25 protein-coding genes and 1 tRNA gene are annotated in these 22,592 nt (G+C 49.1%); 21 read left to right on the forward strand and 5 right to left on the reverse strand.

Annotated elements, in window-relative coordinates:
* Positions 1–32: 32 nt before the first annotated feature.
* From IPP75_04900 to IPP75_04920, 5 genes are all read left to right on the forward strand, one after another.
* On the forward strand, positions 33–845 hold the full coding sequence (locus IPP75_04900; GenBank protein ID QQS69227.1) for an IS982 family transposase: 813 nt from the start codon (positions 33–35) through the stop codon (positions 843–845).
* A gap of 102 nt (positions 846–947) precedes the next feature.
* Positions 948–2,327, forward strand: a complete 1,380-nt coding sequence (locus IPP75_04905; protein QQS69228.1) for an ATP-grasp domain-containing protein — start codon at positions 948–950, stop codon at positions 2,325–2,327.
* A 3-nt stretch (positions 2,328–2,330) separates the two neighbouring features.
* A complete protein-coding gene (locus IPP75_04910; GenBank protein QQS69229.1) occupies positions 2,331–3,395 on the forward strand; it encodes a hypothetical protein in 1,065 nt (354 codons plus the stop codon).
* Between the two features lie 6 nt (positions 3,396–3,401).
* On the forward strand, positions 3,402–3,905 hold the full coding sequence (locus IPP75_04915) for a DUF192 domain-containing protein (protein ID QQS69230.1): 504 nt from the start codon (positions 3,402–3,404) through the stop codon (positions 3,903–3,905).
* Positions 3,906–4,093: 188 nt separating this feature from the next.
* Positions 4,094–4,591 (forward strand): hypothetical protein, encoded by a 498-nt coding sequence (locus IPP75_04920; protein QQS69231.1) that lies wholly within the window; start codon positions 4,094–4,096, stop codon positions 4,589–4,591.
* Here the strand turns inward: IPP75_04920 and IPP75_04925 are convergent.
* The 4 genes from IPP75_04925 to IPP75_04940 form a co-directional block, all read right to left on the reverse strand.
* A complete protein-coding gene (locus IPP75_04925; GenBank protein ID QQS69232.1) occupies positions 4,588–6,147 on the reverse strand; it encodes a hypothetical protein in 1,560 nt (519 codons plus the stop codon). The genes IPP75_04920 and IPP75_04925 overlap by 4 nt on opposite strands.
* A gap of 113 nt (positions 6,148–6,260) precedes the next feature.
* Positions 6,261–7,181, reverse strand: coding sequence for a 3-phosphoglycerate dehydrogenase (locus IPP75_04930; protein QQS69233.1), 921 nt, complete (start codon positions 7,179–7,181; stop codon positions 6,261–6,263).
* Positions 7,178–8,248 (reverse strand): 3-phosphoserine/phosphohydroxythreonine transaminase, encoded by a 1,071-nt coding sequence (gene serC / locus IPP75_04935; protein QQS69234.1) that lies wholly within the window; start codon positions 8,246–8,248, stop codon positions 7,178–7,180. The genes IPP75_04930 and serC overlap by 4 nt, the downstream gene beginning before the upstream one ends.
* A gap of 68 nt (positions 8,249–8,316) precedes the next feature.
* On the reverse strand, positions 8,317–9,744 hold the full coding sequence (locus IPP75_04940) for a glutamine synthetase (protein QQS69235.1): 1,428 nt from the start codon (positions 9,742–9,744) through the stop codon (positions 8,317–8,319).
* A gap of 312 nt (positions 9,745–10,056) precedes the next feature.
* Between IPP75_04940 and IPP75_04945 the strand changes: the two genes are divergently transcribed.
* From IPP75_04945 to ruvC, 9 genes are all read left to right on the forward strand, one after another.
* Positions 10,057–10,132, forward strand: a tRNA-Lys gene (locus tag IPP75_04945).
* A gap of 236 nt (positions 10,133–10,368) precedes the next feature.
* On the forward strand, positions 10,369–10,749 hold the full coding sequence (locus tag IPP75_04950; GenBank protein ID QQS69236.1) for an ion transporter: 381 nt from the start codon (positions 10,369–10,371) through the stop codon (positions 10,747–10,749).
* A 67-nt stretch (positions 10,750–10,816) separates the two neighbouring features.
* A complete protein-coding gene (locus IPP75_04955; protein QQS69237.1) occupies positions 10,817–11,326 on the forward strand; it encodes an NUDIX domain-containing protein in 510 nt (169 codons plus the stop codon).
* A gap of 47 nt (positions 11,327–11,373) precedes the next feature.
* On the forward strand, positions 11,374–12,840 hold the full coding sequence (locus tag IPP75_04960) for a ComEC/Rec2 family competence protein (GenBank protein QQS69238.1): 1,467 nt from the start codon (positions 11,374–11,376) through the stop codon (positions 12,838–12,840).
* Positions 12,841–12,856: 16 nt separating this feature from the next.
* A complete protein-coding gene (locus IPP75_04965; GenBank protein ID QQS69239.1) occupies positions 12,857–13,558 on the forward strand; it encodes a Crp/Fnr family transcriptional regulator in 702 nt (233 codons plus the stop codon).
* 96 nt (positions 13,559–13,654) lie between these two features.
* Positions 13,655–14,380 (forward strand): YebC/PmpR family DNA-binding transcriptional regulator, encoded by a 726-nt coding sequence (locus IPP75_04970; protein ID QQS69240.1) that lies wholly within the window; start codon positions 13,655–13,657, stop codon positions 14,378–14,380.
* A gap of 4 nt (positions 14,381–14,384) precedes the next feature.
* The gene (locus tag IPP75_04975; GenBank protein ID QQS69241.1) at positions 14,385–15,200 is read left to right on the forward strand and encodes an inositol monophosphatase; all 816 of its coding nucleotides are present in this window, start codon (positions 14,385–14,387) and stop codon (positions 15,198–15,200) included.
* 39 nt (positions 15,201–15,239) lie between these two features.
* Positions 15,240–15,683, forward strand: coding sequence for a hypothetical protein (locus tag IPP75_04980; GenBank protein QQS69242.1), 444 nt, complete (start codon positions 15,240–15,242; stop codon positions 15,681–15,683).
* On the forward strand, positions 15,664–16,140 hold the full coding sequence (ruvC, locus tag IPP75_04985) for a crossover junction endodeoxyribonuclease RuvC (protein ID QQS69243.1): 477 nt from the start codon (positions 15,664–15,666) through the stop codon (positions 16,138–16,140). Before IPP75_04980 ends, ruvC begins: the two co-directional genes overlap by 20 nt.
* Positions 16,141–16,176: 36 nt before the next feature.
* On the opposite strand, the gene IPP75_04990 is transcribed toward ruvC, so the two are convergent.
* A complete protein-coding gene (locus IPP75_04990; protein ID QQS69244.1) occupies positions 16,177–16,854 on the reverse strand; it encodes a transposase in 678 nt (225 codons plus the stop codon).
* A gap of 117 nt (positions 16,855–16,971) precedes the next feature.
* Between IPP75_04990 and ruvA the strand changes: the two genes are divergently transcribed.
* The 7 genes from ruvA to IPP75_05025 all read left to right on the forward strand — a co-directional run bounded on the left by ruvA (position 16,972) and on the right by IPP75_05025 (position 22,568).
* The gene (gene ruvA, locus IPP75_04995) at positions 16,972–17,544 is read left to right on the forward strand and encodes a Holliday junction branch migration protein RuvA (protein QQS69245.1); all 573 of its coding nucleotides are present in this window, start codon (positions 16,972–16,974) and stop codon (positions 17,542–17,544) included.
* 1 nt (position 17,545) lies between these two features.
* Positions 17,546–18,430: an aldo/keto reductase gene (locus tag IPP75_05000; protein QQS69246.1), complete on the forward strand. Its 885-nt coding sequence runs from the start codon at positions 17,546–17,548 to the stop codon at positions 18,428–18,430.
* A gap of 10 nt (positions 18,431–18,440) precedes the next feature.
* A complete protein-coding gene (locus IPP75_05005) occupies positions 18,441–19,085 on the forward strand; it encodes an SDR family NAD(P)-dependent oxidoreductase (GenBank protein ID QQS69247.1) in 645 nt (214 codons plus the stop codon).
* Between the two features lie 2 nt (positions 19,086–19,087).
* Positions 19,088–19,591: a hypothetical protein gene (locus IPP75_05010; protein ID QQS69248.1), complete on the forward strand. Its 504-nt coding sequence runs from the start codon at positions 19,088–19,090 to the stop codon at positions 19,589–19,591.
* On the forward strand, positions 19,560–20,381 hold the full coding sequence (locus tag IPP75_05015; protein QQS69249.1) for an aldo/keto reductase: 822 nt from the start codon (positions 19,560–19,562) through the stop codon (positions 20,379–20,381). Before IPP75_05010 ends, IPP75_05015 begins: the two co-directional genes overlap by 32 nt.
* An 11-nt stretch (positions 20,382–20,392) precedes the next feature.
* Positions 20,393–21,418 (forward strand): Holliday junction branch migration DNA helicase RuvB, encoded by a 1,026-nt coding sequence (gene ruvB / locus IPP75_05020; protein QQS69250.1) that lies wholly within the window; start codon positions 20,393–20,395, stop codon positions 21,416–21,418.
* 82 nt (positions 21,419–21,500) lie between these two features.
* Positions 21,501–22,568: a transposase gene (locus tag IPP75_05025; protein QQS69251.1), complete on the forward strand. Its 1,068-nt coding sequence runs from the start codon at positions 21,501–21,503 to the stop codon at positions 22,566–22,568.
* The last annotated feature ends 24 nt before the right edge of the window (positions 22,569–22,592 follow it).

The following is a 22,592-nucleotide window of genomic DNA, read 5'->3' on the forward strand; positions in this document are numbered from 1 at the left end:
TGTAAATCTTTCAAAACAAACAGGAGGAAAATATGCGTGCTTTACAGAGGAATAATATCGTAGATGTGTTTGTTTGGGTAGACGACATAGTCGTCCAACCAAACAAACGAGGTCAGCATCCGGCCCTTAAAGACAGTGAACTCCTCACTATCCTCATATGGGATGGCCTCACCGAACCCCACAAAAACCTTTCGAGTTTGTACGGCTGGGCTTGCAGAGAGTACTCGGATTGTTTTCCTCATATGCCCAAGTACCAAAACTTTGTGGCTCACGTGCATCGATTACTGCCACAGATGGTTTGGTTGCTACAGACGCTTCTAGCAAGCGGAGCACCGCTCCGCTTTGTCGACAGCACAATGCTCCCCGTCTGTAAGCCCATACGTGCTAACAGACACAAAGTAGCCAAGGGTGTAGCCGACTTTGGCAAGAACTGGCAAGGGTGGCACTACGGGTTCAAGCTCCATGCGGCCATAGATTACAACAACAGGTTAGCAGCTGTTGTATTTACTCCTGCTAATGAACACGACAATCAGCACATCGAACAACTCGTGAATGACCACACGAAGATACTTGTCGGCGATAGTCACTACGGTGGCAGCGTCATGCGCAAGCGACTCTGGAAGAAACATAAAACTATAGTGATCGCACCACCGCATCATACTCAAAGAAAGAAATTAGCCGCAGACTGGCAAATGCTTTTGCTCCACATGAGACCAAAGATAGAAGCTACCTTCGGTAAGCTTAAGGAACACCACTTCCTGGTCACTTCGTTCCCAAGAAGTGTTAAAGGTTACTTTACACACTATGTGCGGGTACTACTTGGTTACCAGATGGCTAATGCGTGATTGGGGTAATCATAATATTGCAAAATTAACCTTAACATGCTATAATTTGTACTGTTCCTTCTCGCGCGGTTTCGTACTACACTAACCGTAGAAAAGACAATTATGGTTAAACACAAGCTAGCTATCGATTATAATGCATCGCGCCCCATTGGGGTGTTGAGCCCTGACCCCTATAATTTCCTTATTCTAGATATGTTGTTTGACGATATACAGATAGTCACCCCGCGTCAGCAAAATTGGCTTAGAGACCTGCCGCTCAAAGCGAAAGTCACATCTTTGAACCTCAATAAGCTTACTCCGGGCGAAAACATCGGTAAATTTGTTACTACTAAGAAATTTATTGAGATGTTTAAGGCGGATCCACGGCGCAAGTATCCCCTTTATTCGCCGCTTGACCCACCCTACAAAGTAAATCCTCTCACGTACCTAATGAACTCCCCCACCATTGCTCATGCCTATGAGAATAAACGATATTTTCGCGATGAATTTGCTGACCTTATCAAAGTACCCGAGTACGAAATAAAGTACATGAATGAACTTGACCGTGCAGCCTCGTACCGCGAACTTCGCGAACGGTTTGGCGGGGCATTTATGTTGCAAGACGAAGAATCGTCCGGTTCAAAAGGCAGCTACGCCATTCACAATGAAGATGATTATGTTGACGCCGTAAAATCACTCAAAAAATATTCACAAGGTCGTACTGTCGTTGCGTCTCAGTTTGTTCGCGGCGAAGTCTCAAGCATTCAAGTGTGTATTACTAAATACGGCATTTTTAGCGGAGGCATCCAGCGCCAGCTGGTAGACAGCAAATATCTATGTAACCCAAAACTCGAAGGCGCAACCCGATGGTGCGGCGGCGAAATTGGGGCGGAATACCCCGATATTGTCCAGCATCGCGCGCAGGAAATCGCATCGGTCATTGGTTCGGAGCTATCCAGCCACGGGTATAAGGGAGTCTTTGGCGTGGACCTTATCGTAACCCCTGAGGATGAAGTGTACGCGATAGAAATCAACGCTCGACTGACCGGATATTCTCATATCATTAGCGACATGCAAATGCTTAATGGCAAAATACCATTTATGCTACTTCATATTCTTGAACTCGGGAACTACCGTTATGAGGTTACTGATACCGAAGCTCTGCCAAGCGCTGCACGTTACAAAAAACCGGGCTCACTTATGATACTCAACAACCAGAGTAGTGAAGATTTTGTACTTAAACAGTACATTCGACCAGGAATATACAAACTAGTTGGTGACCGCGTGGAATTTGTCAAAGATGGCTACTCGCTCAAGGACTGCCGTAGTGGCGAAGACACTATGGTTATTATGTGTCGATACAACGAGGGAGAAACAATCGAACGCGGCAAACGCATCCTCAAGATAATGAAGCTCGGCAAAACCATGAAGGGTAGCGACCTTAATCCTAAAGCGCAGCAGCTTGTAAGTGCAATTAAAACCACATTTAACCTACCCGGGTAGAAAATGCAACAGGTTGATTATAAAACCGTTACCGCGATGCTTGGAAACGGTTCGTCAATGCGGGGCGTCTTAAGGTGTTTTGCCGAAAAGGGTGCAAAAATTTTTGTATTGTATGACCAGAAAAACGCGAACCATCGTGAGCGATATTTCCTCGTTAAATATGAGGAACTTACCATTCCTCTTAGGGCATACAGACTAAATTTTATTTCGTCCCTAAACTCGTTACTAGCTCAAACTATAACCACCGATAAGGGAAAAACATGGGTTGTTGCTAAAGCCTACGACCTACCAGTCCCTGAAACAGAGAAATTTGTGTCATATGATTTCGCAGATAGTTTCCTGAGGCGATTTCACTCAGTTGTTGTCAAGCCTGCTAAAGGTTCTCACGGAAATGGAATTACTGTTGGCATAGAAGACAAAGGGGTACTTAAGCAGGCTGTCTCTGAAGCACAAAGATTATGCCCCGATGTATTAATACAACAACACATTAAGGGGGAAGATTATCGTCTGCTTTTTGTCGATTATACATTTGTTGCCGCGGTGCGTCGAAGTCCTGCAGAAATCGTAGGAGATGGAACGCATACGATACATGAGCTCGTTTCTAGTTCGAATGAGGAAAGGCGAAAACAATGGTACGCTGTGCGGGATGGGTCACTTGATGGCGACAAAATAGTAGGTTCTATGTCTATAACTCCGCTTGTTGAGATTGAACGAGCCAGAGGAAAGGCATTCCTAGGCATGGTACCGGCCCTGGGCGAGACAGTAAAACTTCTAGATAAAGCCAATGTTAGTCTTGGTGGACAAACCGAAGATGTGACGGACATCGTAAATACCGATTTGTGTAAACGCATAGAAAAATTGCTTCGCTCAATTGATTTACCGCTGTGTGGGGTCGATATTATGTCAACGGACATTGCCAGTTCGCCCTCGGAGGGGAAGTCTTTTCTAATCGAATTGAATGCGGCACCGGGTCTGCGGCTCCACGAATCACCAACAGTAGGTACCCAAAGGCCGGTTTGCGGGCTAGTCGCAGATGCGCTCATACGCAAATATCGTGCGGTACAATAAGGTAATATGTCTAATTACGTTTTGGAAGGAACCGAAACAAAGACAGCGTCTCGGGTCCGGGTTGGTAGCCCGGCTCTGGTTTCGCTGGTTATTATTGCTGTTGCGATAGTTATTACTTTTCTAGTGGTGTTAATCCGAGAGTCCGTGAGCGCAGGGCCGAGACTTCAGGGGAAAGATACTGTTTATGCACTAGAAATTGCCGATTCTGAGGAAGAACGAATACGTGGCCTGAGCGGCCGGGAGCGGCTGGCTGAAAACAGCGGTATGCTGTTTGTGTTTGACCCTCCACAACAGGCTTGTATGTGGATGAAAAGCATGCGCTTTAGCATAGATATGCTATGGCTCGATACTGCGAAGAAAATCATCAACATGTCAGCTGATGTATCGCCGCAAACTTTTCCGAAGCTTTTTTGTGCCACAAAACCGGCGTCGTACGTGCTTGAGTTACCATCTGGCACAATCGCCGGGCAATCATTTGCTGTAGGCCAAACGCTGAACATACACTTGTGATGCATAGTGTGAGCTGGATTAAAGAAATAGTTCAGTTGTAGCTGTAGTATATGCCTATGATTTCACTCATTTTTCGGATACGTCGTTTCATTGCGTTCGTTGCGGTAGCTCGTTCGGTTTATCGTACGTACAAATCATTCAGACGAAGAGCACGTACTACCAAATAATGCTTATGGTATAGTGTCAGTATGGACGCACAAATCTTGGTTGGGCTACTGGTGTTAGTGCCATTTGTAGCGGTTTTGCTGCTACATGCCAGTGGAGTATTTACGTTTTTGTCTCTATGTCTTGGAAGTGTACTGGCAACCTATGTTGCTGGCGATGCCAACACGGTGCTCGCATCTGCTCGTAGCGGGGGCGGGCTGGCAACTATGCAATGGGTACAGCTTGGGCTGCTGGTAGCGCCAATGGCAGCCGCCATTCTTCTTACGCGCAAGAAATCAAAGGGTGTAAAACTTGTGCTGAGTGCAACGCTTGCGCTAATAGCCGGGGCGCTGCTTGCGCTTTTGGCAACGCCATACTTTTCGCGCGCACTTCAGGCTGACGTGACTGCAACAGAACTCTGGCATCAGCTATACAGCCTACAGACGGCCATTATCTTGAGCGGTACTGGACTGGTACTCTTCAACCTATTTTCTACGCGATGGAAGCCCGACGGCGACAAAAAGAAGCACAAAAAAGGCTAGAGCCAGTCTGGCGGAGTCTTACCGGTTTTTCGAATTCTCTCTGCGACTTGTCGTCTGTCAAAACCGTAGCTCTCCGCAACTTCACGAGCGTGGGAAGTATGCGAAATACCCGGAATGACTCTGTATGTCGGACCTTTGCCAGAGAACTCAACTTGAAGAAATTGGCCTAGCTCATGGTTGGCAAAATCATCTACCAGTTCATGAGCATGGGTCGAGAAAACAGTATTCCCGGCAGTGTAAGCGAATTCTGCCATAACAGCTTGCAGAACCTCAAGACGTTCTTCGTGAGTTGTGCCGTCGAGGCAGTCATCGAGTATGGTTAAAGATGCTGGCGAGGCTGCATTGAGTATCGACCGAACTCTTTGAAGTTCGAAGCCAAACCGCCCGCTCTGTTCTGAAAGATCAGGGGGCAGTGGAATATGGTATGCAATAGTATCAGCGATGTTGGTACCAAAGCGAGTAGCCACTACTGGCGCACCGATTTGAGCTAAAATCTGATTTTGGATTAAAGCTTTGGAAAGCGTTGACTTGCCACCACTATTGGGTCCTGTAAGAAAGCTCAGGTTTTGGCCTGAGTGGGCTCCGAGGTGTATTGTGTTTTCGACCAAGTCTGCCCTGCTGCCTGCTAAAACAGGATTCTTCATGTCCCAAGCATCAATATGTTGCTCGTTACTATCCGTAACATCTGGGAAACAAGTTTTATGTCCGTTTTCGCGAACCTGTTGCTGCCAAGCTGCTAAGCCCTGAACCTTGTCAAGCAGACCAACGCTCATAAGCGCACCCATGAATGCCCCATTGCCCATGTGTTCTTTGCGTATTTTTCTATATACGATTGGATTGTTATATAGATCATCCTTTGCGGTTGATAGGCTACGATTACCCATCGGCATGTGAGTATAAAGGCCCGTAAACAATACTAAGACAGCGCCAGCTGAGGTCAGAGTCGCAGTCCCTGGTGGGAGGTGCCCAGTTTGTGCTAGATATAACGCCGCTAAGCTGGGGGTAACTATTCTACCAGAGAGAAGAGATCGGTGACGCCAGCGGGGTTCAAACAGGTTACGTTCATGCTTGCCGCGTAATCCCCGCAGGGTTATGTATACTGGTCCGACAAGTAGTTCAGAAGCATGTGACTCATTATAGGTAGCAAGATGCTTACGTGCCAGCTCAAGACCACTTTCGGGATCAATTGAGGTTTTGTGGTCTTCTAATGCTTCCTGGATAGTCCTTAGTGCCTGTCCGCCTTTCCTTCCGGCTTGATATGCGACGAACCCTGTATCTTTTCCCTCAATAAACTCATCCAACTTTTTTTCATGATGTGCAAAGGCTCCCAAAGCGCTATTTAGGTCAGCCCTGAACGAGGTACAACTATCTAAACACGCAATAGCTAGTTGATTAGTTCGTACAATCCGTGGCGATGTGGTCCCATGGCTGAACTCTTCCTTTAGTACAGCCGAACCCAAGTCAGTATGTAATGGAACCTGATTAAATAGTACGTCCAGCTCGGCTGACGCGTGTGAGAGAGGATCTACGTTGTAGTTGGTAGGGCCTGAATTCATATCTCAATTATAACATTTATTAATTAATAACGGTATATTATTTCATAAATACATTAACAATATTGGGCTCCGTTTGCGGAGAATTTTTCCTACCCCACTCAGTAACTGCGTAACTACCCGTTTACCTGGTGTGTTGTGTCACCTGACGCAAAGAAATTGATAATTTGCTGCGCGGCGGCGCGGCCAGAGTTTTCGTTTGCCTCAAGTGTTTCGGCACCCATTTTCTTTGGTGTGGCGTAGACCCTTCCAGGAAAGGCAACTACCAGCTCTTCGTAGCTGTCTGGCATGACATCTGCCACGTAAGACAGGTCGGGGCGCTCAGCTAGTGCGCGTTTCAGGTCAGCTTCGTGGATAACTTCCTTCCGCGCGGTGTTTAACAGTGTTCCGCCGTGGGGCATCAGTGAAAGCAATTCGTAACGTACCGAAGCAATAGTATCGGGTAGGGCGGGGATGTGTAGTGATAGGTAGTGGCTACTGCGGTACAGGTCCTCAAGTGTGGCGACTGGTTCGACATTGTATTCACGCATAATTTCATTTCCCACATACGGGTCGTAAGCGTAGACTTTCATACCGAGCCCGCGGGCATGTGAGGCAACCAATTTGCCAACGTTGCCAAAAGCGTGGAGCCCAAGTGAACGCCCCCGAAGTTCGGTGCCCGTCCCGGGTGAAAATAAATTACGAGCAGAGTAAATCATGAGGCCTATAGCGAGCTCGGCGACGGCATTACTGTTTTGGCCTGGCGTGTTCATGACGACAATATTGCGTTTTGTGCACGCTACAAGGTCAATGTTGTCATAGCCTGCTCCGGCCCTCACAACAATCTTTAAATTCGGCGCGGCTTTCACAACCGCTGCATCCACAATGTCGCTGCGGACGATGAGCGCCTCGGCTTTCTTGACCGCTTTTAATAGGTCGGACTGGTCCTTGTAGTTTTCTAGTATGGTGAGGGTGTGGCCTGCTTTGGTGACAATGTTTTTTATGCCTGCAACGGCGTCAGCCGAGAATGGTTTTTGGGTGGCGAGTAGTACATTCATGCCTGTTCCTCCTCAAATAGTTTCATGCAGTCTACCAGTTCTTGCACGCTCTCTAGGGGCAAGGCATTGTACATGCTGGCGCGGAATCCGCCCACCGAACGGTGACCCTGCAACCCAATCATGTTGCGCTTGGCTACAAAGTCGAGAAAAGCCTGTTCTTTGCTTTCATGACCCTCGCTCATCACGAAACAGGCATTCATGAGCGAACGGTCCGCTGGCTCGACGGTACCGCAGAACAGAGGATTACGATCAATCTCACTGTATAGCAGTGCTGCGCGCACTTCAGCCCTGTGCTGCATTTCGCTCACGCCGCCCTCGGCCTTTACCCACTTTAGAACCTCCCGAACGGTATAAATGCTGGCAACGGGCGGCGTATTGTACAGCGAACTGTGTTCAACATGAGTGCGGTAATCGAGCATGGTTGGTATGCGTCTTTCCACTTTGCCGAGAGCATCCTCGCGGACAATCACAAATGATACGCCGGCTGGCCCCATGTTCTTCTGGCACCCGCCGTAAATGAGGGCATATTTACTGACATCCACGGGGCGGCTCAGAATATCAGATGACATATCGGCTACCAGTGGAATGGGGCTGTCTATATCGGTGCGGAGTTGACTGCCAAAAATGGTGTTATTGGTCGTGATGTGGAAATAATCGGCATCGGTCGGTATGGTGTAATCCTTAGGAATGTAGGTAAAGTTTTTGTCTTTCGAGCTCGCTACTACTTCGAGCTCACCAAAATGCTCTGCCTCGGCGATGGCCTTTTTAGCCCACGCGCCGGTCTCGAGGTAGGCAGCTTTGCTGTTCAGCAAGTTGTACGGCACCACTACAAACTGTGTGCTGGCACCGCCGCCAAGAAACAGCGTGCGGTATCCGCTTGGGACATTCAGTAGCTCGTGCAAAAGCGCCTCGGCTTCACGGGCAATCTCCTCAAATGCAGTGCTTCGGTGTGAGATTTCAAGCAGCGATAACCCACTGCCGTCAAGTTCTAAGATTGCCTCAGCAGTATTTTTCACTGCCACGTCTGGCAAGACCGCCGGTCCCGCCCCGAAGTTATGTACCTTCATCTGCCCCTCCTTGTACTTTTATGGTACGCTTTGAAGCCTCGCTTCGTCAAACAACGGGCTGGAACGGACTAGAAACTGTTCCACAAAAACTGGTTGGTGACCTCGTGGTGGTGGATGATTTCCTCGGATTTTATGCGCGTGCCAAGCTCAAGCGCGCTGCGGTTAGCAACGGCTTGTTTGGGCGCAAGGTATTTTTGTTTGCAATCCTCACCGAGCAGGCGCGATGTATAGTCACTCGTTTTGTATATGCGTATGGCGTCGTGGATGCTGTCTGGTAGGACACGGACACGGGGCCGTTTGCTCGCATCGACGCGAGGAGGCTTGCCATCGAGTCCGGTTTTGAGAAGGGAGAAGGCGACCAGGTAAGGGTTTGCGTCCGGTGCAACAGAGCGTACCTCTATGCGAGCGGTTTTTTCATTGGCAAAAGGAATTCGTATCATGGAGCTGCGGTCGTTTGCAGAAGCTTTGATTTGGTTGGGCGCTTCGTACGCTGGGTCAAGCCGCCGATAGGCGTTCACGCTGGCATTGAGAATAAGGCATAGGTCGGAGGCGCGATGTAGAATATTTCCCACAAAATCCCAGCCCAGTTTGGAAAGTCCGGCTTCGCCGCCGCCGTCATAAAAAAGGTTTTTGCCGTTTTTCGCAAGCGATAGGTTGGTGTGCATGCCATTGCCGTTTACACCTTGGATTGGTTTGGGGAGGAATGTTGCTGTCATGCCCATGTTCATAGCTATTTGGCGGCAGACCAGCTTGTACAGTTGCGCTTGGTCACAGGCGCGAACAATATCGGTGTAGCGGTAGTTAATTTCAAACTGTGAGGGTGCTACTTCGGGATGGTCTTTTTCGTTCCCGAAACCCATGGCGCGTTGGGCTTCGGCGGTTGCGTCTATGAAACGGCGCAGCTCATCGAGGGGCAGGGAGTGAAAGTAGCCGCCGGTGGAAACAAGCGAAAAGCCTTTGCGGCCATCGTAATGCTGCTCGGCATCGACACCTTGGAGCAGGAACCCTTCAATCTCTGGCGCCATATAGGCTTCCATGCCCTGTTTGGCTTTCAATTCCGCAGCGTAGCCTTGTAGCTGCGCCCGGAAGTCGGTCGCGTAGGCTTTTAGCTCTCGGTCGCAGATATTGGCAAAGACGATAACCTTGCCAGCCCCAAAAATGTCTGCCGGCACAAAGGTGAGGCTCGTCCAGTCGACCTGTAGTCTTAAGTCTGACTCATTCTGTTCGCTGAGCCCTCGTATGGATGAACCATCAAACGTGAGGTTATCGAGCGAGGCAAGGAAGAACTTGCGGTCATAGTCGAGCATATGTAGCCGTCCTTCTATGTCGCTAAAGCACAGGGTAACCGCCTTGAGCTGCCGCGCTTCCTCAAGGTATGCTACATGCTTGTCGCGTGCTTCGTCTGGGTCGGTGATGGCCCGTGCGGCAAGGTTCATTTCCTCAATTGTTTCGTAGTCAAGCTCTAGAAAGTTTTTTAGAGTTTTGTCATTAGGCATAAATATTCCTCCTTTTATACTAAAAATTATAATACTTATAATAAAAATATAAAATATTAAATTTAAAATTAGTAATTAAAAAGTAATTTTCGCGCTACATTTCGCGAACACATCATTGACTTTTTACTCAAAATATCGATAATGTAAGGAGTTAATTTCCCCCTCGGAAATTGCAGCCTGCCCGAAATTTCAATCCAAGGAGCGAAGCGACTGAATGAAATTTCGAGAGGAGAAATCGACGCAGGGTGCAGTTCGGTAAAAACAAGTTTGCTTGTTTTTGGCGCAACGGAACCCGTAGTCGTATTTTGACGAGGGCCCATAGCTCAGCCGGTAGAGCAGAGGCCTTTTAAGCCTCGTGTCGTGAGTTCGAGTCTCACTGGGCCCTCCATACAAAAAGCTCCCTCCGTGGGAGCTTTTTGTATGGTAAGGTTTCAGCGAGCTTGAACTCACGACAGATTTGCGTTAGCAAATCGTAGTCGTGAAGTTCGACGCCAGCGGAGCAGCCCGCAGGAGTTTACTCCGAGGACTGCAAAGTGCGCGAGCCAAAGGCGAGGTCTCACTGGGCCCTCGAAATAAATACCTCAGCTTGTATGGGGTATTTATTGGGCTATACTCATAAGCACGATGCATAGTCGCAAACAGCTTAAAAAACTCCGGCGGTTTCTCGCCATAAAGGAAGTAGTCATGTTCACGCTGGTTGCGCTCAGCTTTTGCTTTTTGGCGCTTGAGCATTTCGAGACGCTTAGTCACCAACAACTTCTTGCGGTTGAGTGGTTTGATGTTGTGGTTGGGGTCATTTTTCTCGCTGAGTTTTTGTTTGAGTGGTACTACGCGCGTGACAGAGCACGCTATGTTCGTCACTACTGGTTTTACCTTATCGCCGCAGTACCTGTACCGACTGCCTCATTTGAAATTTTGCGCGCTATTCGACTGCTTCGCCTGCTAAAGCTGCTGAAAATATTTGCCCACCTCCGCTACGAACGCAACACTAGATTGTTTGAGTAAATTTCTGATTTGCAAAAAGCATAAAGACTACTTGAAATATAAAATTTGGGAGTATACTAGCGGTAGTATGTCTGAAATAAACAAGCAAAAAGAGCACGTTATATGCAGAAGTGAACTTATTGCACTGGGAGGCGCTATCCCAGTTGCTGCAGGCATAATAGTACTTGAAAAAGGTCTCGGGTCTCGGCCAGTAAGTGATTTAAGTCGTTTGCCAGATACCGCAAGTATCGTCGTGGCGGTTTCACGCGCGCGAAAAGAATACACGTTGCCCGGGGGTAAAAAGGATTCAGGTGATTTGAGTTTGCAGTACACCTGCAGGAGAGAGCTTGAGGAAGAGCTCGGAATAATACCTGCTTATTTCCCAGAGTTTTATACTCGAGACGTAGGCCCTGCCGTACATGACCCGACAATTTTAGTTGATGTAAGTGCGTATCGTATAACGAACTTCCTGGGGAATATACGTCGATGCGGAGAAATAGACGATGTGGCGGCTGTACCAGTTTTTGATACATCACCCCCAGTGCGGTTAGGTGGGTTAGTCCTTGATGTTTTGGATAGCCTTCGTCTGGCCGCGTAGCATTTGACGCTCATGGTTTAGGCGTTCACGAGTGCTAGTCTGGAATTATGCGGTGGTTTTCTTTTACCTCGTATCTCCACATGCGAGCGCGGCGGACAGATAAAGTGCTGGCGCTATGCACGAGTTTTTTGGCTGGCTTGCTGCTGGCGCGTTTGCACTTAGTTTTGCCGGGCTGGTTTGTCATTTTACTTGGAGTGTTGGCACTAACAGGGGTAAAAAAGCCCGTATTTCACTTCATTTTACTTGCTCTGTTTGGCCTTAGTCTGGGTTTGTGGCGCGGAGCAGTGTATTTACGAGCACTACAACCCTACCAAGACTTCGCCCGTCAGCAAGTAACGCTCCGCGCAAAAGTTAGTCAAGACGCCGTGTATGGTGTGAGCGGGCAATTGAGTTTTGAGGTCAAACGGGTTCAGTTTGTATCGCCCATGGTGGTTTCGGCTCCGGGCACCATAAAGGTTAGTGGTTTCGGCGAGTTTGCAGTGTATAGAGGCGATATAGTGGAGGTTAGTGGCAAACTATACCCTACTCGCGGCGGCAAACAGGCCACTATGAGCTACACAAAAATACAGCGTATTGCCAGCGAACAGACGTGGGCGGATAATTTTCGGCGTAGTTTCGTAGCCGGTATGCAAACTGCCCTGCCAGAACCAGCGGCATCGTTCGGCAGTGGCCTGCTAATAGGGCAGAGGAGTACACTGCCATTTGCTATTTCGCAGGCATTCCTCATGGTTGGCCTAACGCATATTATTGCAGTCAGTGGTTATAACTTGACTATACTGCTCAATGCCTCGAAACGCTTGCTTGAAAAACGTTCAAAGCAACTCATGGTTTTAGTGGCGCTGTTGTTGGTAGGATTTTTTATGCTGGTGACTGGTGCCAGTGCGAGCATAGTTCGCGCGGCAGTAGTAAGTGGTTTAGCGCTTGCCGCGTGGTATTATGGTCGACCGGTTCGACCGATGGTGCTGATTTTGCTGGCTGCAGCACTAACAGCATATGCAACCCCCGTGTATATCTGGAGTGATATTGGCTGGTGGCTGTCTATGCTGGCATTTTTCGGCATATTGGTCGTTGCGCCTACGGTTCTGCACCGGCTTTTCCCAAAAAAGCAACCTCCGCTTCTTGCAAGCATGGCGGTAGAAACACTGGCAGCAGAAGCCATGACCATACCGCTTGTTATGTTTATATTTGGCCAGGTTTCACTGGTGGGGTTGCTGGCCAATATGCTCGTTGCGCTGTTTATTCCCATAGCAATGCTTTTGAGTTTTATCGCTGGGCTAGCGGGCATGCTCGTTCCTCTTGCTGCAGGCTGGGCGGCGCTGCCGGCACAACTGCTGCTTACCTACATGCTTGACGTAACTGTCCTGCTTTCGCAAATACCCCATGTGTTTCGTACCCACTCGTACCTAAGTGTCGTTGACATGACGCTCTGTTACGCACTCATAATCACGGTCATTTATCTGTTACGTAAAAAGAAGCGGATATGGTTTACCGAGCTAGCCACGACACGGTATTAATGCTATAAATAAGACAATGGATGAACGAAAACAGTACGGCAAGCTATCAGTTCTCGAGCCAGTGGGGGTAACCCGCCACTACCCCAAAAAACGTACCATCCTGTTTCAAGGTGAAGTACCCGCGAGTGTCATGGTACTGCGCAGTGGCATTGTGAAGGTCTATGGTATTACGGGCGACGGAGACCAGCGCACGGTCACCATTCTTACGGCTGGCGATGTGTTTCCCATGTCGTGGGTGTTTGGTAAGTCACAGCAGTGTATCTACTATTTTGAGGCACTGACTGACTGCACGGTGCTGGCGGTGAGCAAAGAAGACTACGAACATGCTCTCGCCACAAACCTAGAGCTAAAGGAGCAGATTTTCCAAAACTACATGTCTCACTACGTTGCCGCAACCATGCATGTCTATGCCTTAGAGCACTCATATGCGCAGGATAAGCTCATTTACATACTTCAGTACCTCGTCACGCGTTTTGGTGAAAAGCAAGATGACGGTCGCTGTAAAATAGGGTTACGGCTGAGTCATCAGGACATAGCGGAGATGGTTGGAATTACGCGAGAAACAGCGGCGGTTGAACTGCATAAGCTCAAAGCAAAAGAACTCATTGACTACCAAAAATTTACCTACATTGTTGACTGTGACAGGCTGTTCCATACAGACAGGGGTGATGAGTTCGACAGTCTCGAACTCAAACATACATTGCCCGGCCGAGGGTAAGAGTCGTAACGGGAAAGAGGGCATTTTTGTCTTGCCGCACTAGCTATTTCGCTTAAAACATGGTAAGCTAACAGATAGAAATGGAGTAGTTTTTGTATGTCCGGACATAGCAAGTGGTCTACCATAAAACGAGAAAAAGGTGCCAAAGATGCGGCGCGCGGTGCGGTGTTTACCAAACTTGGTAATGCCATAGCCATAGCGGCCCGGAGCGGCACTGACCCAGAAACCAATTTTGCCCTGCGTCTTACCATAGACAAAGCCAAAATGGCAAATATGCCGCATGCCAACATCCAGCGGGCAATCGACCGCATAAAAGACAAGTCTGCGGCAGAGCTGCAAGAAGTGCTCTACGAAGGTTACGGCCCGGGTGGTGTTGCCATATTGGTCGAGGTAGCAACCGACAACATCAACCGTACTTATCCGGAAGTGCGCCTGGCGTTTAGTAAGCACGGCGGTAATATCGCCGAAAAGGGCGCGGTGGCATTTCAGTTTATGCGCAAGGGGCTGATTGTGGTGAAAGCTAAGGGCGATGAGTTCATGCTGGAAGCGCTCGACGCAGGCGCAGAAGATGTGCAGGAAGATGGCGAGCTGAGCGAGGTGTACACCGCCGCAACGGAACTAGCACGGGTGCGTGACGCGCTAAAGGCTCGTGGCTACGAAATTACCGAGGCAGAACTAACCTATGTGCCAAACAACACCGTGGACGTTACCGATGCCGATACGGCTGGCAAAATTATGCGCCTCATGGACGCACTCGATGATTGCGACGATGTCGCAAATACGCACGTCAACTTCGACATTGCCGAAGGCCTGCTGGGGTAGCCTAGTGGCGTACGAAAAAGAACTTCAATTTGCAAAGTCATTAGCGCTTGATGCAGGTGAGATTATGCGCCGCTATTTTCGTTCCAGCGAGCTTGCCATAACACAAAAACAAGACTTAACACCACTCACGGTTGCCGATACTCAAATTAACGAACTTGTCATCGAGCGCGTAAAGAGTGAATTTCCCTCGTACGGTGTGCTTGGTGAAGAAGCATCTTATGAACCGAAACGCGAGCTTCTCTGGGTTGTTGACCCCATAGATGGTACCAGCCCGTTTAGCTGCGGTATTCCGGTGAGTACATTTTCGCTTGCCTTGGTCGACCGGCAGAACGGGCAACCGTATGTGTCGGTAACGTATGACCCCTATCTTGATGAACTTATGTTTGCAACAAAGGGTGGTGGCGCTTTCTGCGGCGAGAAAACGCTTCGTACAAGCCAGACGAAAGATTTAGCTGGTCAGTATGTGATGCAGGGAAGTGGACTTTGGGGTATCAAACCAACCGTTTCTATCGGAGATATCGTCACAGGGTTGAATGCAGCTGATGTGCGCGGGTTCAACTTTATTTCGGCCGTGTACGGAGCAAGGCAAGTTGCAAAAGGTAATTTTGCAGCTGGGTTCTTACTGTATGGCTCGCCTTGGGATAGCGCCGCAGTCTCACTTCTCGTGAGTGAGGCGGGTGGAGTTGCGAGCGACATATTTGGCAGTCCTCGTCGATATGACGAATTTGCAAATGGCCTACTTGTGTCATGCAACGAAATTGTTCACGAAAAGATGCTACATATTATTCGAGCATCAGCTCTGCCAGGTATGCACGCGTAGCCACTGTTTTTGGGCTGGGTGACGTGCTACTATGCTGGTATGAAAGAGTTCAAACGGGCGACGATTATTTTTCTAAGTTTTTTGGCGCTTGTGGCAATAACATCTGTAGTATTAGCGTTCGTACCAGTACGCCAGCGGCAGGTTGATGTTCCGAAAGGGTTTTACTACGGTGAGACGACGAACCAGGTTAGCACACAAGACGCGGCGAAATTTACGCGTAAATGGTATGGCTTCCCGGCGACCGTTGCCGAGAAAGAGGTTGTGTCGTACGCACGGGGGAATTATGAAAGTGCAACCTATGATATTCAGCGGTTTAGCATATTCTATGCGGTCGTAAACGTGGTATTTTGGCTTGGCCTTGTGGCTGCGCTTCTTGCCCCGGTGACCATATTTTACCGACCGCAAAAAAAACCAGTCGAAGTGAAGGTCACAGAGAACAAAACCGAATCCCAGGTGAAAGCGAATGAGAATACTGGGGATTGACCCGGGAACCGGCATACTCGGTTTTGGGGTCATAGATGTCACGGGCGGCAAAACGCAGTTGGTAGATGCTGGCGTAATTCGTACGCCAGCACATGAAGACGACGTAGTGCGTTTGCAGACAATTTATGACGAGCTAACAGACATCATTACGCAGACAAAACCAACACACATGGCAGTAGAGAAACTCTTTTTTGCGCGCAATGTTACGACTGCAATGACGGTGGCACAGGCCAGGGGTGTCGTGCTGCTATGCGGCAGCCAAAACAATCTTGAAATAGCAGAATACACGCCACTTCAGATAAAAATGGCTATTACCGGCTATGGTCGGGCCGATAAAAAACAAATTCAAGAAATGGTACGTATACACCTCGGACTTGCCGAAGTGCCAAAGCCCGATGACTGCGCCGACGCCCTCGCTGCCGCCCTCACCCACGCCCAATCCCGCAAAATCACATAACTTCTGCGTCAAGGACGGACCCTGACGCAACGCCTTCTACTGCGTCAGGGTCCGTCCTTGACGCAGGTGCCGTTCGTACGGTGATTCTGGGTCTGGGTTTTCTATGGTGGCGAGATCCCACTTGATTTCATCGTACATTTTCTTGACATCCTCATAATCTTCTAGAAAATCTAAATAGTTTTCAGATGACGAAAAATACTCCATAATTCGCTTTGTACTAATCCAATCAGCATGTCTTTTGCCGAGGTAAAAATCAAGGCTCGTTTTGTCCGATTCTCTCCAGTCGTGCGGGTTTAGGTGGATGTAGCGTGAAATATGCTGGAGGTAGGCGTCGTCTCCTATCAAACTGGCACGGTAGCGACTCTGGAAAAGCGGGCCGACTCTTTTGTGGACTTTGTTGTACTGCATGCAGTAGCTAGTGAGTAGCGCCCGCATGAAGTCACGTATGGCATATTGGTCGTGCTGATACACAAAAAGATGTATGTGGTTTGGCATGAGAGCGTACGCAAGCAACTCAAGACGACCGACGAAAGATGGGTATACGTGCCGAGTATTGCTTTTGCTAGGTTTTGGTGAGAGATAGCGTTTGAGTAATCCAATGAAAACAGTGAAGTCAGCCTCTCCGTCGAAGGTAATGTTTTTGTTTACGCCTCTTGTATACAAGTGGTAGTAACTCTCTGGAGCGTATTGCTTGATGATGTTTTTTCCGGGCATGCCCACAGTATGCGTCAAGGACGGACCCTGACGCAAGCAGCAGCGGTTTGCTATATGTTCGTTTTGGATGCGTCAGGGTCCGTCCTTGACGCAGGGGAAGTGTGGGATAATGGAAGGATGATAGTGAGCTTGCGTGGGGTGGTGGAAAAGACGGTGGCGGGGTTGGTGCTCGATGTAGGAGGTGTGGGGTATGGTCTCAGCGTCTCAAGCGAAGACTTTGGCCGTTCAGCAGATGGCAAGGAAGCAAAGTTTTACGTGTACGAACATATTCGCGAGCAGGGCTATGACCTGTTTGGTTTCAGCGAGCAGGGAACAAAAGAGTTGTTTGAACAGTTGCTTGGCGTAAAAAACGTGGGGCCAAAGGTTGCGATGGCCGTGCTAGACCTCGGGTCTGCAGCCACGGTGCGAGGTGCCATTGCTGCTGGTGATGTAAAGTTACTACAAAGTGCCAAGGGTGTTGGTAAGCGCGCAGCAGAGCAGATTGTGGTAGAACTGCGCGATAAAGTTGGCTTAGCCCCAGGTGCGTCGGCTGAAGATGTGGTGTACCGGCCTGGCGTGAACACGAAGGACGAAGCCGTGGAGGCGCTTGTATCACTCGGTTACTCCCCTCAGGATGCGGCAATTGCCCTGCAACAAATAGATGCTAGTCTCCCGACCGAAGAGCGAATAAAACAAGCGCTGAAGGGCTAACATGGACATACCTGTCAAAACGCTCAAATCAGGATTTTCACTGCCTGTGTATGGACTGGGAACATGGCAGATGGGCGGTCGCTGGGAGGCGGATAGCTCACAGGATGAAATAGAAATTGGTGCTATTCGGTACGCAATTGAACAAGGTATCACGCACATCGATACAGCGGAAAGTTATGGAAACGGCCATGCGGAAGAACTGATTGCAATTGCAACAGCAGACGTAGACCGTTCAAAACTCTTTGTCGCCTCAAAAGTTTCTGGTAATCATCAGGGATATGATGATTTAATGCGTTCGTGCGAAGCGAGTTTGAAGCGCCTAAAAACCGACTACCTAGACCTATACCTACTGCACCGTTTTCCAGATGCAGGCACGGACATAGCTGACACCATGCGCGCAATGGACCGCCTGGTTGAAGAGGGCATGGTACGTAACATTGGCGCGTGTAACATGACAGTAAGCCGTTTCGCCGAAGCGCAAAAATACACCGCGAGTAAGCTTGTCTGCAACCAGCTACACTATAGCCTAGACTGCCGTGAGATAACCGATAAAGGCGTCCTGCACTACTGTCAAGAAAACGATATTTTTGTCACCGCATGGGGTCCTCTTAGCAAGGGTGCGCTCGAAAAAGCAAAAATCTTGCATGAAATGGCACAAAAATATGGTAAAACTCCATACCAAATAGCACTGAACTGGCTCATTGCACAGCAGAATGTCATTACCATACCCAAAACTTCAACACCTGAACACCTAGATGAGAACCTTGGTGCTCTTGGTTGGGAGCTGGATGCACAGGACTGGCAAAGACTCAGCGATGAGTTTCCTGGCCAAACGCTGGTATCTGACCGCGTTCCATTGGGCTACGACGCAGCCATAAAACCATAAGGAGGTCGCTATGATAGTTATTACCGGGGCAAGCGATGGGCTGGGGAGGGAAATTGCAAAGCTGTATGCGCTTGAGGGTCAGACGGTTGCAAACATATCTCGTCGGACGTGTGATGTTGCCGAGTATAACTTCTTGGGTGACCTCAGTGAGCCAAACGACGTTGCCAAGATAGTCGCAGAAATTCACCAGTCCAAAGAACCTATGGAAGCGCTCATTCTATGTGCCGGGCATTTTACCGTACAAGAACTTGGGCAGATTGACCCGGCCGTAGTGCGAAAAACGTTTGAGATAAATGTGGCTTCGAACATAGAGCTTGTTTCTCGGCTCATAGAGCTTATAAAACGTGATGGTACTGATATTGTGAGTGTGGTTTCAACCACTGGTACAAAACCCACAAATGAGTTTGTGTACGGGGCGTCGAAATGGGCACAGCGTGGTTTTACACTTGGGCTGCAGGCTGAGCTGAAACATACGCCGTGCCGTGTTATAAGTTTTTGCCCCGGTGGTATGAAGACTGGCATGTTTGAGAAAGGCGGCGAACAAATGGATACATCTGGCTTTATGGATCCCCATGAAGTAGCCAAATGCCTCAAGCAGCTTCTGGAACTTCCTAAAAACATGGAGGTTAGCGAAATAATCATAAACAGGAAATAAGGATGAAGTGGCAAGTTAGAATTACTAAACAACAGCGCGTAAAATCAGTTTTTGCGATACTGTTTTCTCCCAGAGAAGCATTACTTATTGCTGGTGCATTTCTGGCAATATTAGTGCTTCAGCAATTTTCGAGTGGATTCTTACGGGTGGTATTACTCACAGAACTTGTGGTGATTGTGGTAATAGTGCCATTAATGATTTTCCGTTCTTTGTGGCAAAGAGGACGTATGATTCGTATGACTGGGAGCGAGGTAATGCAGTATGAAATAAAGAAGGGTTTGTTGCGGTTCAGCGTCGGGAACGACAGCATTCAAATACCTACCAACGATATCGTGCTCCAGCGAACGTATCCGCAAATGATTCTGCTGAAGCGCAAAGGCTTGAAGGTTGGCAACCAGCTTGTGTTGTATTTTGACGAAGAATCTACGAAGCTGAAAGCATTGGCAGCGCTAAAAAAGGAAGGAGTCGCCGTCTATGATAAACGTACCAAAGATTGGGCTGTCTGATGGGCGGGAGATACCGCAAGTAGGACTGGGGCTGTGGCGGGTAAAAGTTGAAGCCGATTTGCATGCATCAGTTACGGCAGCTTTAAGTACTGGATATGTACATTTTGATGATGCCCACGCGTACGGTAACGAGGAGTGGCTTGGTGCTGCACTTCGAGGCAGCGGTAAAACTCGCGGGGAGCTTTTTGTTACTACAAAAATCCGCACCGAGCTTATTGCAGTTGGACAAACGCGAAAAAGTTACCGCCAATCGATGGAGCGGCTTGGGCTGGACTACGTTGACCTATTACTGTTGCACTTTCCAGTGTCACTCATGCGCAAAAAGGCGTGGCTTGAACTCGAGAATATTAAGGCAGAAGGTGGCGCAAAAAGTATCGGTGTTAGCAACTACACCATAAAACACCTCGAAGAAATGAAGTTGTATGCAACAGAGATGCCGGTGGTCAACCAAGTGGAACTACATGTGTTTTTGCAGCAGCCTGAGCTGCTCGAATACTGCCGTGAACACGGCATAGTTGCGGAGGCCTATAGCCCCCTTGCTCATGGTAAAAAGATGGACGACCCCACCATTGTCGCAATCGCCCAGAAACACCACAAAAGCTACGCGCAGATTATGTTGCGCTGGTGTGTGGACAAAGGCCTCGTGGTGTTACCAAAGTCCGTCACGCCGGAACGAGTACAGCAGAACGTAGATATCTTCGACTTCCAGCTCGATGAAGAGGACATGAAGCGCCTTGCTGTCCTCGATCAAGACCTCCGTACGTGCTGGGATCCGACACATGTGCCATAATGTAGGGTACTATGGCGATTGAGCGGATTATGAATACGGTGGTAGCGGATGACGATGACTCGACTGATGAGGTTGAGTTTGAGCTCAAACTGCGTCCGCACGACTTTGCGAATTACATTGGGCAAGAGCGGTTGAAGAAAAACATTCAGCTGGCAATAGCGGCAGCCAAAAAGCGTGGGGAGCCGCTCGACCACGTGTTGCTATACGGTCCGCCCGGGCTGGGCAAGACTACCATGGCGAGCGTTATTGCGAACGAGATGGGTGCGCAAATACGCATTACCTCTGGGCCGGCCATAGAGCGAGCGGGTGACTTGGCGAGTCTACTCACGAACCTTCAGGACGGTGACATCCTGTTTATAGATGAAATCCATCGTCTGCACCGCACGGTCGAAGAAGTGCTGTACAGCGCCATGGAAGATTACAAACTCGACATCATGCTTGGTAAAGGCCCGAGTGCCCGCTCGCTACGGCTTGATTTGCCCCAGTTTACGCTCATCGGCGCTACGACGCGCACAGGCGCACTAGCGGCGCCGCTGCGTGATAGGTTTGGGCATGTCCACCGGCTGGAATTTTACACTCCAAGTGAAATTCAGGCCATTATACAGAGGGCATCAGGCATACTCGGGGTTAAGATTGACAAAGCAGCGGCGCTAAAGCTGGCAGAACGAAGCCGCCTTACGCCGCGTATAGCAAACCGTTTGCTCAAACGTGTCCGCGACTATGCCGATGTAAACGGCGACGGAATTGTCGACACCGAAATCAGCACCAAAGCTCTCGAACTGCTTGAGATTGACGGGCTTGGGCTTGACCCGGCTGACCGCATGATTCTATCGGCTATAATAGAAAATTACGCCGGTGGTCCTGTGGGCGTGGAAACCATTGCCGCCATGACGGCCGAAGAACGCAGCACCATAGAAGACTTCATAGAGCCTTACCTGCTTCAGATAGGACTGCTGGAAAGAACCCCACGCGGCCGTAAGGTGACACATAAGGCATATAGCCACCTCGGGGTGAAACCAACAGAGGGAAAAAGCTGACCCACACTCACTTTTTTGACACATAACAAAAACGACCCTACAGTTTTGGTTACAAAAGCTAAAACAGAAAGGTCGTTTTCTAATGACTACACTACAAAAGATGGCAACTGCTGTAAAGCGGCTGCGTGCGACATACATCCCAAAAGCTAAGGCTCGTCGCTTCTTCCTCGGAGTTGAACAGTTTTCCCTTCAGGAGTTCTGTTCGCTCAACGCTGCTGGTCGAACGCTTGGGCTGAATCGCTGGACTGGAGAAAACCGCATTCGTCGGTTAGTTACTGACGAGGAACTGCCAGTGCGCTTGCAGCGATTGTTGGTTAGCGAAGCGTTAGCTTCGCATACTGGTCGGTGGTACTGCTCTCTGGACCACTCTCAATTCGGCCCGTTTTGTATCGCCATCTTGGCGGTGTCGCATCGCAAGGGTCGAGCTATACCCATTTGGTGTCAGGTGAACCTCAGCGAAGCAGCTCTCATTGCGCCACTTCTAGTGGCGCTGGAGGGACTGTTCCATTTCCTTCAAGTTAATGCACCAGATCTGCAACTGGTACTTGTCATGGATCGCTGGTTTGCTAGTGACAAACTGTTCACTTTGTTTGCCCTGTACGATGTGCACTTCATCGCTCGTACCAAGAGCGACAAGCTCGTTCAGCTTCCCTGGGATCCCAGCTGGTGGAAGGAACCCATCCATGACATTAGTCATGAGGAATTACCCATCACGTACCATACACATAAGCTCCGACTTATTCGTTCGGATTACAATCCGAACATGAAGGATCCGGAGCCCTGGTTTTTGTTGACCAACCTACCGAGCGAGGGAACAGAGGCCCTCACCAGAAGACAAGTCCTGAACCGTTACGCAGAAAGGTTCGAAATTGAAGAAGCCTTCAAGGATGTGAAGTGGTTGCAACGATTGGAGTGGCAACGAGTCAGAAAACCACAAGTCATCCGTAACTTGCTGCTGTTTGTCTTCCTCGGTTGGTGGTTACTGTGGCGCTATGCGGTCAAAGTACTACCAAAACAACAGCAGAAGATTCATCCCAAGAAACGACTGAGCTGGTTCAAGCAAGCCTGGGAGTATATGCAACGGCTACTACGTACGCCGCTGCTACCACCGATACCGGTGGCTCATGTACGGGGAGGAGGAAAAAAGTGAGTGTGGGTCAGGGGAAAAAGCTCA

This window comes from Candidatus Saccharibacteria bacterium (genome assembly GCA_016700375.1).
GTDB lineage: Bacteria > Patescibacteriota > Saccharimonadia > Saccharimonadales > UBA4665 > JAGXIT01.

Bases quoted from the DNA above. Each gene is read 5' to 3' on its own strand.
- IPP75_04900 (QQS69227.1), top strand. From the start codon at position 33: ATGCGTGCTTTACAGAGGAATAATATCGTAGATGTGTTTGTTTGGGTA.
- IPP75_04905 (QQS69228.1), top strand. From the start codon at position 948: ATGGTTAAACACAAGCTAGCTATCGATTATAATGCATCGCGCCCCATT.
- IPP75_04910 (QQS69229.1), top strand. From the start codon at position 2,331: ATGCAACAGGTTGATTATAAAACCGTTACCGCGATGCTTGGAAACGGT.
- IPP75_04915 (QQS69230.1), top strand. From the start codon at position 3,402: ATGTCTAATTACGTTTTGGAAGGAACCGAAACAAAGACAGCGTCTCGG.
- IPP75_04920 (QQS69231.1), top strand. From the start codon at position 4,094: ATGGACGCACAAATCTTGGTTGGGCTACTGGTGTTAGTGCCATTTGTA.
- IPP75_04925 (QQS69232.1), bottom strand. From the start codon at position 6,147: ATGAATTCAGGCCCTACCAACTACAACGTAGATCCTCTCTCACACGCG.
- IPP75_04930 (QQS69233.1), bottom strand. From the start codon at position 7,181: ATGAATGTACTACTCGCCACCCAAAAACCATTCTCGGCTGACGCCGTT.
- serC (QQS69234.1), bottom strand. From the start codon at position 8,248: ATGAAGGTACATAACTTCGGGGCGGGACCGGCGGTCTTGCCAGACGTG.
- IPP75_04940 (QQS69235.1), bottom strand. From the start codon at position 9,744: ATGCCTAATGACAAAACTCTAAAAAACTTTCTAGAGCTTGACTACGAA.
- IPP75_04950 (QQS69236.1), top strand. From the start codon at position 10,369: ATGCATAGTCGCAAACAGCTTAAAAAACTCCGGCGGTTTCTCGCCATA.
- IPP75_04955 (QQS69237.1), top strand. From the start codon at position 10,817: ATGTCTGAAATAAACAAGCAAAAAGAGCACGTTATATGCAGAAGTGAA.
- IPP75_04960 (QQS69238.1), top strand. From the start codon at position 11,374: ATGCGGTGGTTTTCTTTTACCTCGTATCTCCACATGCGAGCGCGGCGG.
- IPP75_04965 (QQS69239.1), top strand. From the start codon at position 12,857: ATGGATGAACGAAAACAGTACGGCAAGCTATCAGTTCTCGAGCCAGTG.
- IPP75_04970 (QQS69240.1), top strand. From the start codon at position 13,655: ATGTCCGGACATAGCAAGTGGTCTACCATAAAACGAGAAAAAGGTGCC.
- IPP75_04980 (QQS69242.1), top strand. From the start codon at position 15,240: ATGAAAGAGTTCAAACGGGCGACGATTATTTTTCTAAGTTTTTTGGCG.
- ruvC (QQS69243.1), top strand. From the start codon at position 15,664: ATGAGAATACTGGGGATTGACCCGGGAACCGGCATACTCGGTTTTGGG.
- IPP75_04990 (QQS69244.1), bottom strand. From the start codon at position 16,854: ATGCCCGGAAAAAACATCATCAAGCAATACGCTCCAGAGAGTTACTAC.
- ruvA (QQS69245.1), top strand. From the start codon at position 16,972: ATGATAGTGAGCTTGCGTGGGGTGGTGGAAAAGACGGTGGCGGGGTTG.
- IPP75_05000 (QQS69246.1), top strand. From the start codon at position 17,546: ATGGACATACCTGTCAAAACGCTCAAATCAGGATTTTCACTGCCTGTG.
- IPP75_05005 (QQS69247.1), top strand. From the start codon at position 18,441: ATGATAGTTATTACCGGGGCAAGCGATGGGCTGGGGAGGGAAATTGCA.
- IPP75_05010 (QQS69248.1), top strand. From the start codon at position 19,088: ATGAAGTGGCAAGTTAGAATTACTAAACAACAGCGCGTAAAATCAGTT.
- IPP75_05015 (QQS69249.1), top strand. From the start codon at position 19,560: ATGATAAACGTACCAAAGATTGGGCTGTCTGATGGGCGGGAGATACCG.
- ruvB (QQS69250.1), top strand. From the start codon at position 20,393: ATGGCGATTGAGCGGATTATGAATACGGTGGTAGCGGATGACGATGAC.
- IPP75_05025 (QQS69251.1), top strand. From the start codon at position 21,501: ATGACTACACTACAAAAGATGGCAACTGCTGTAAAGCGGCTGCGTGCG.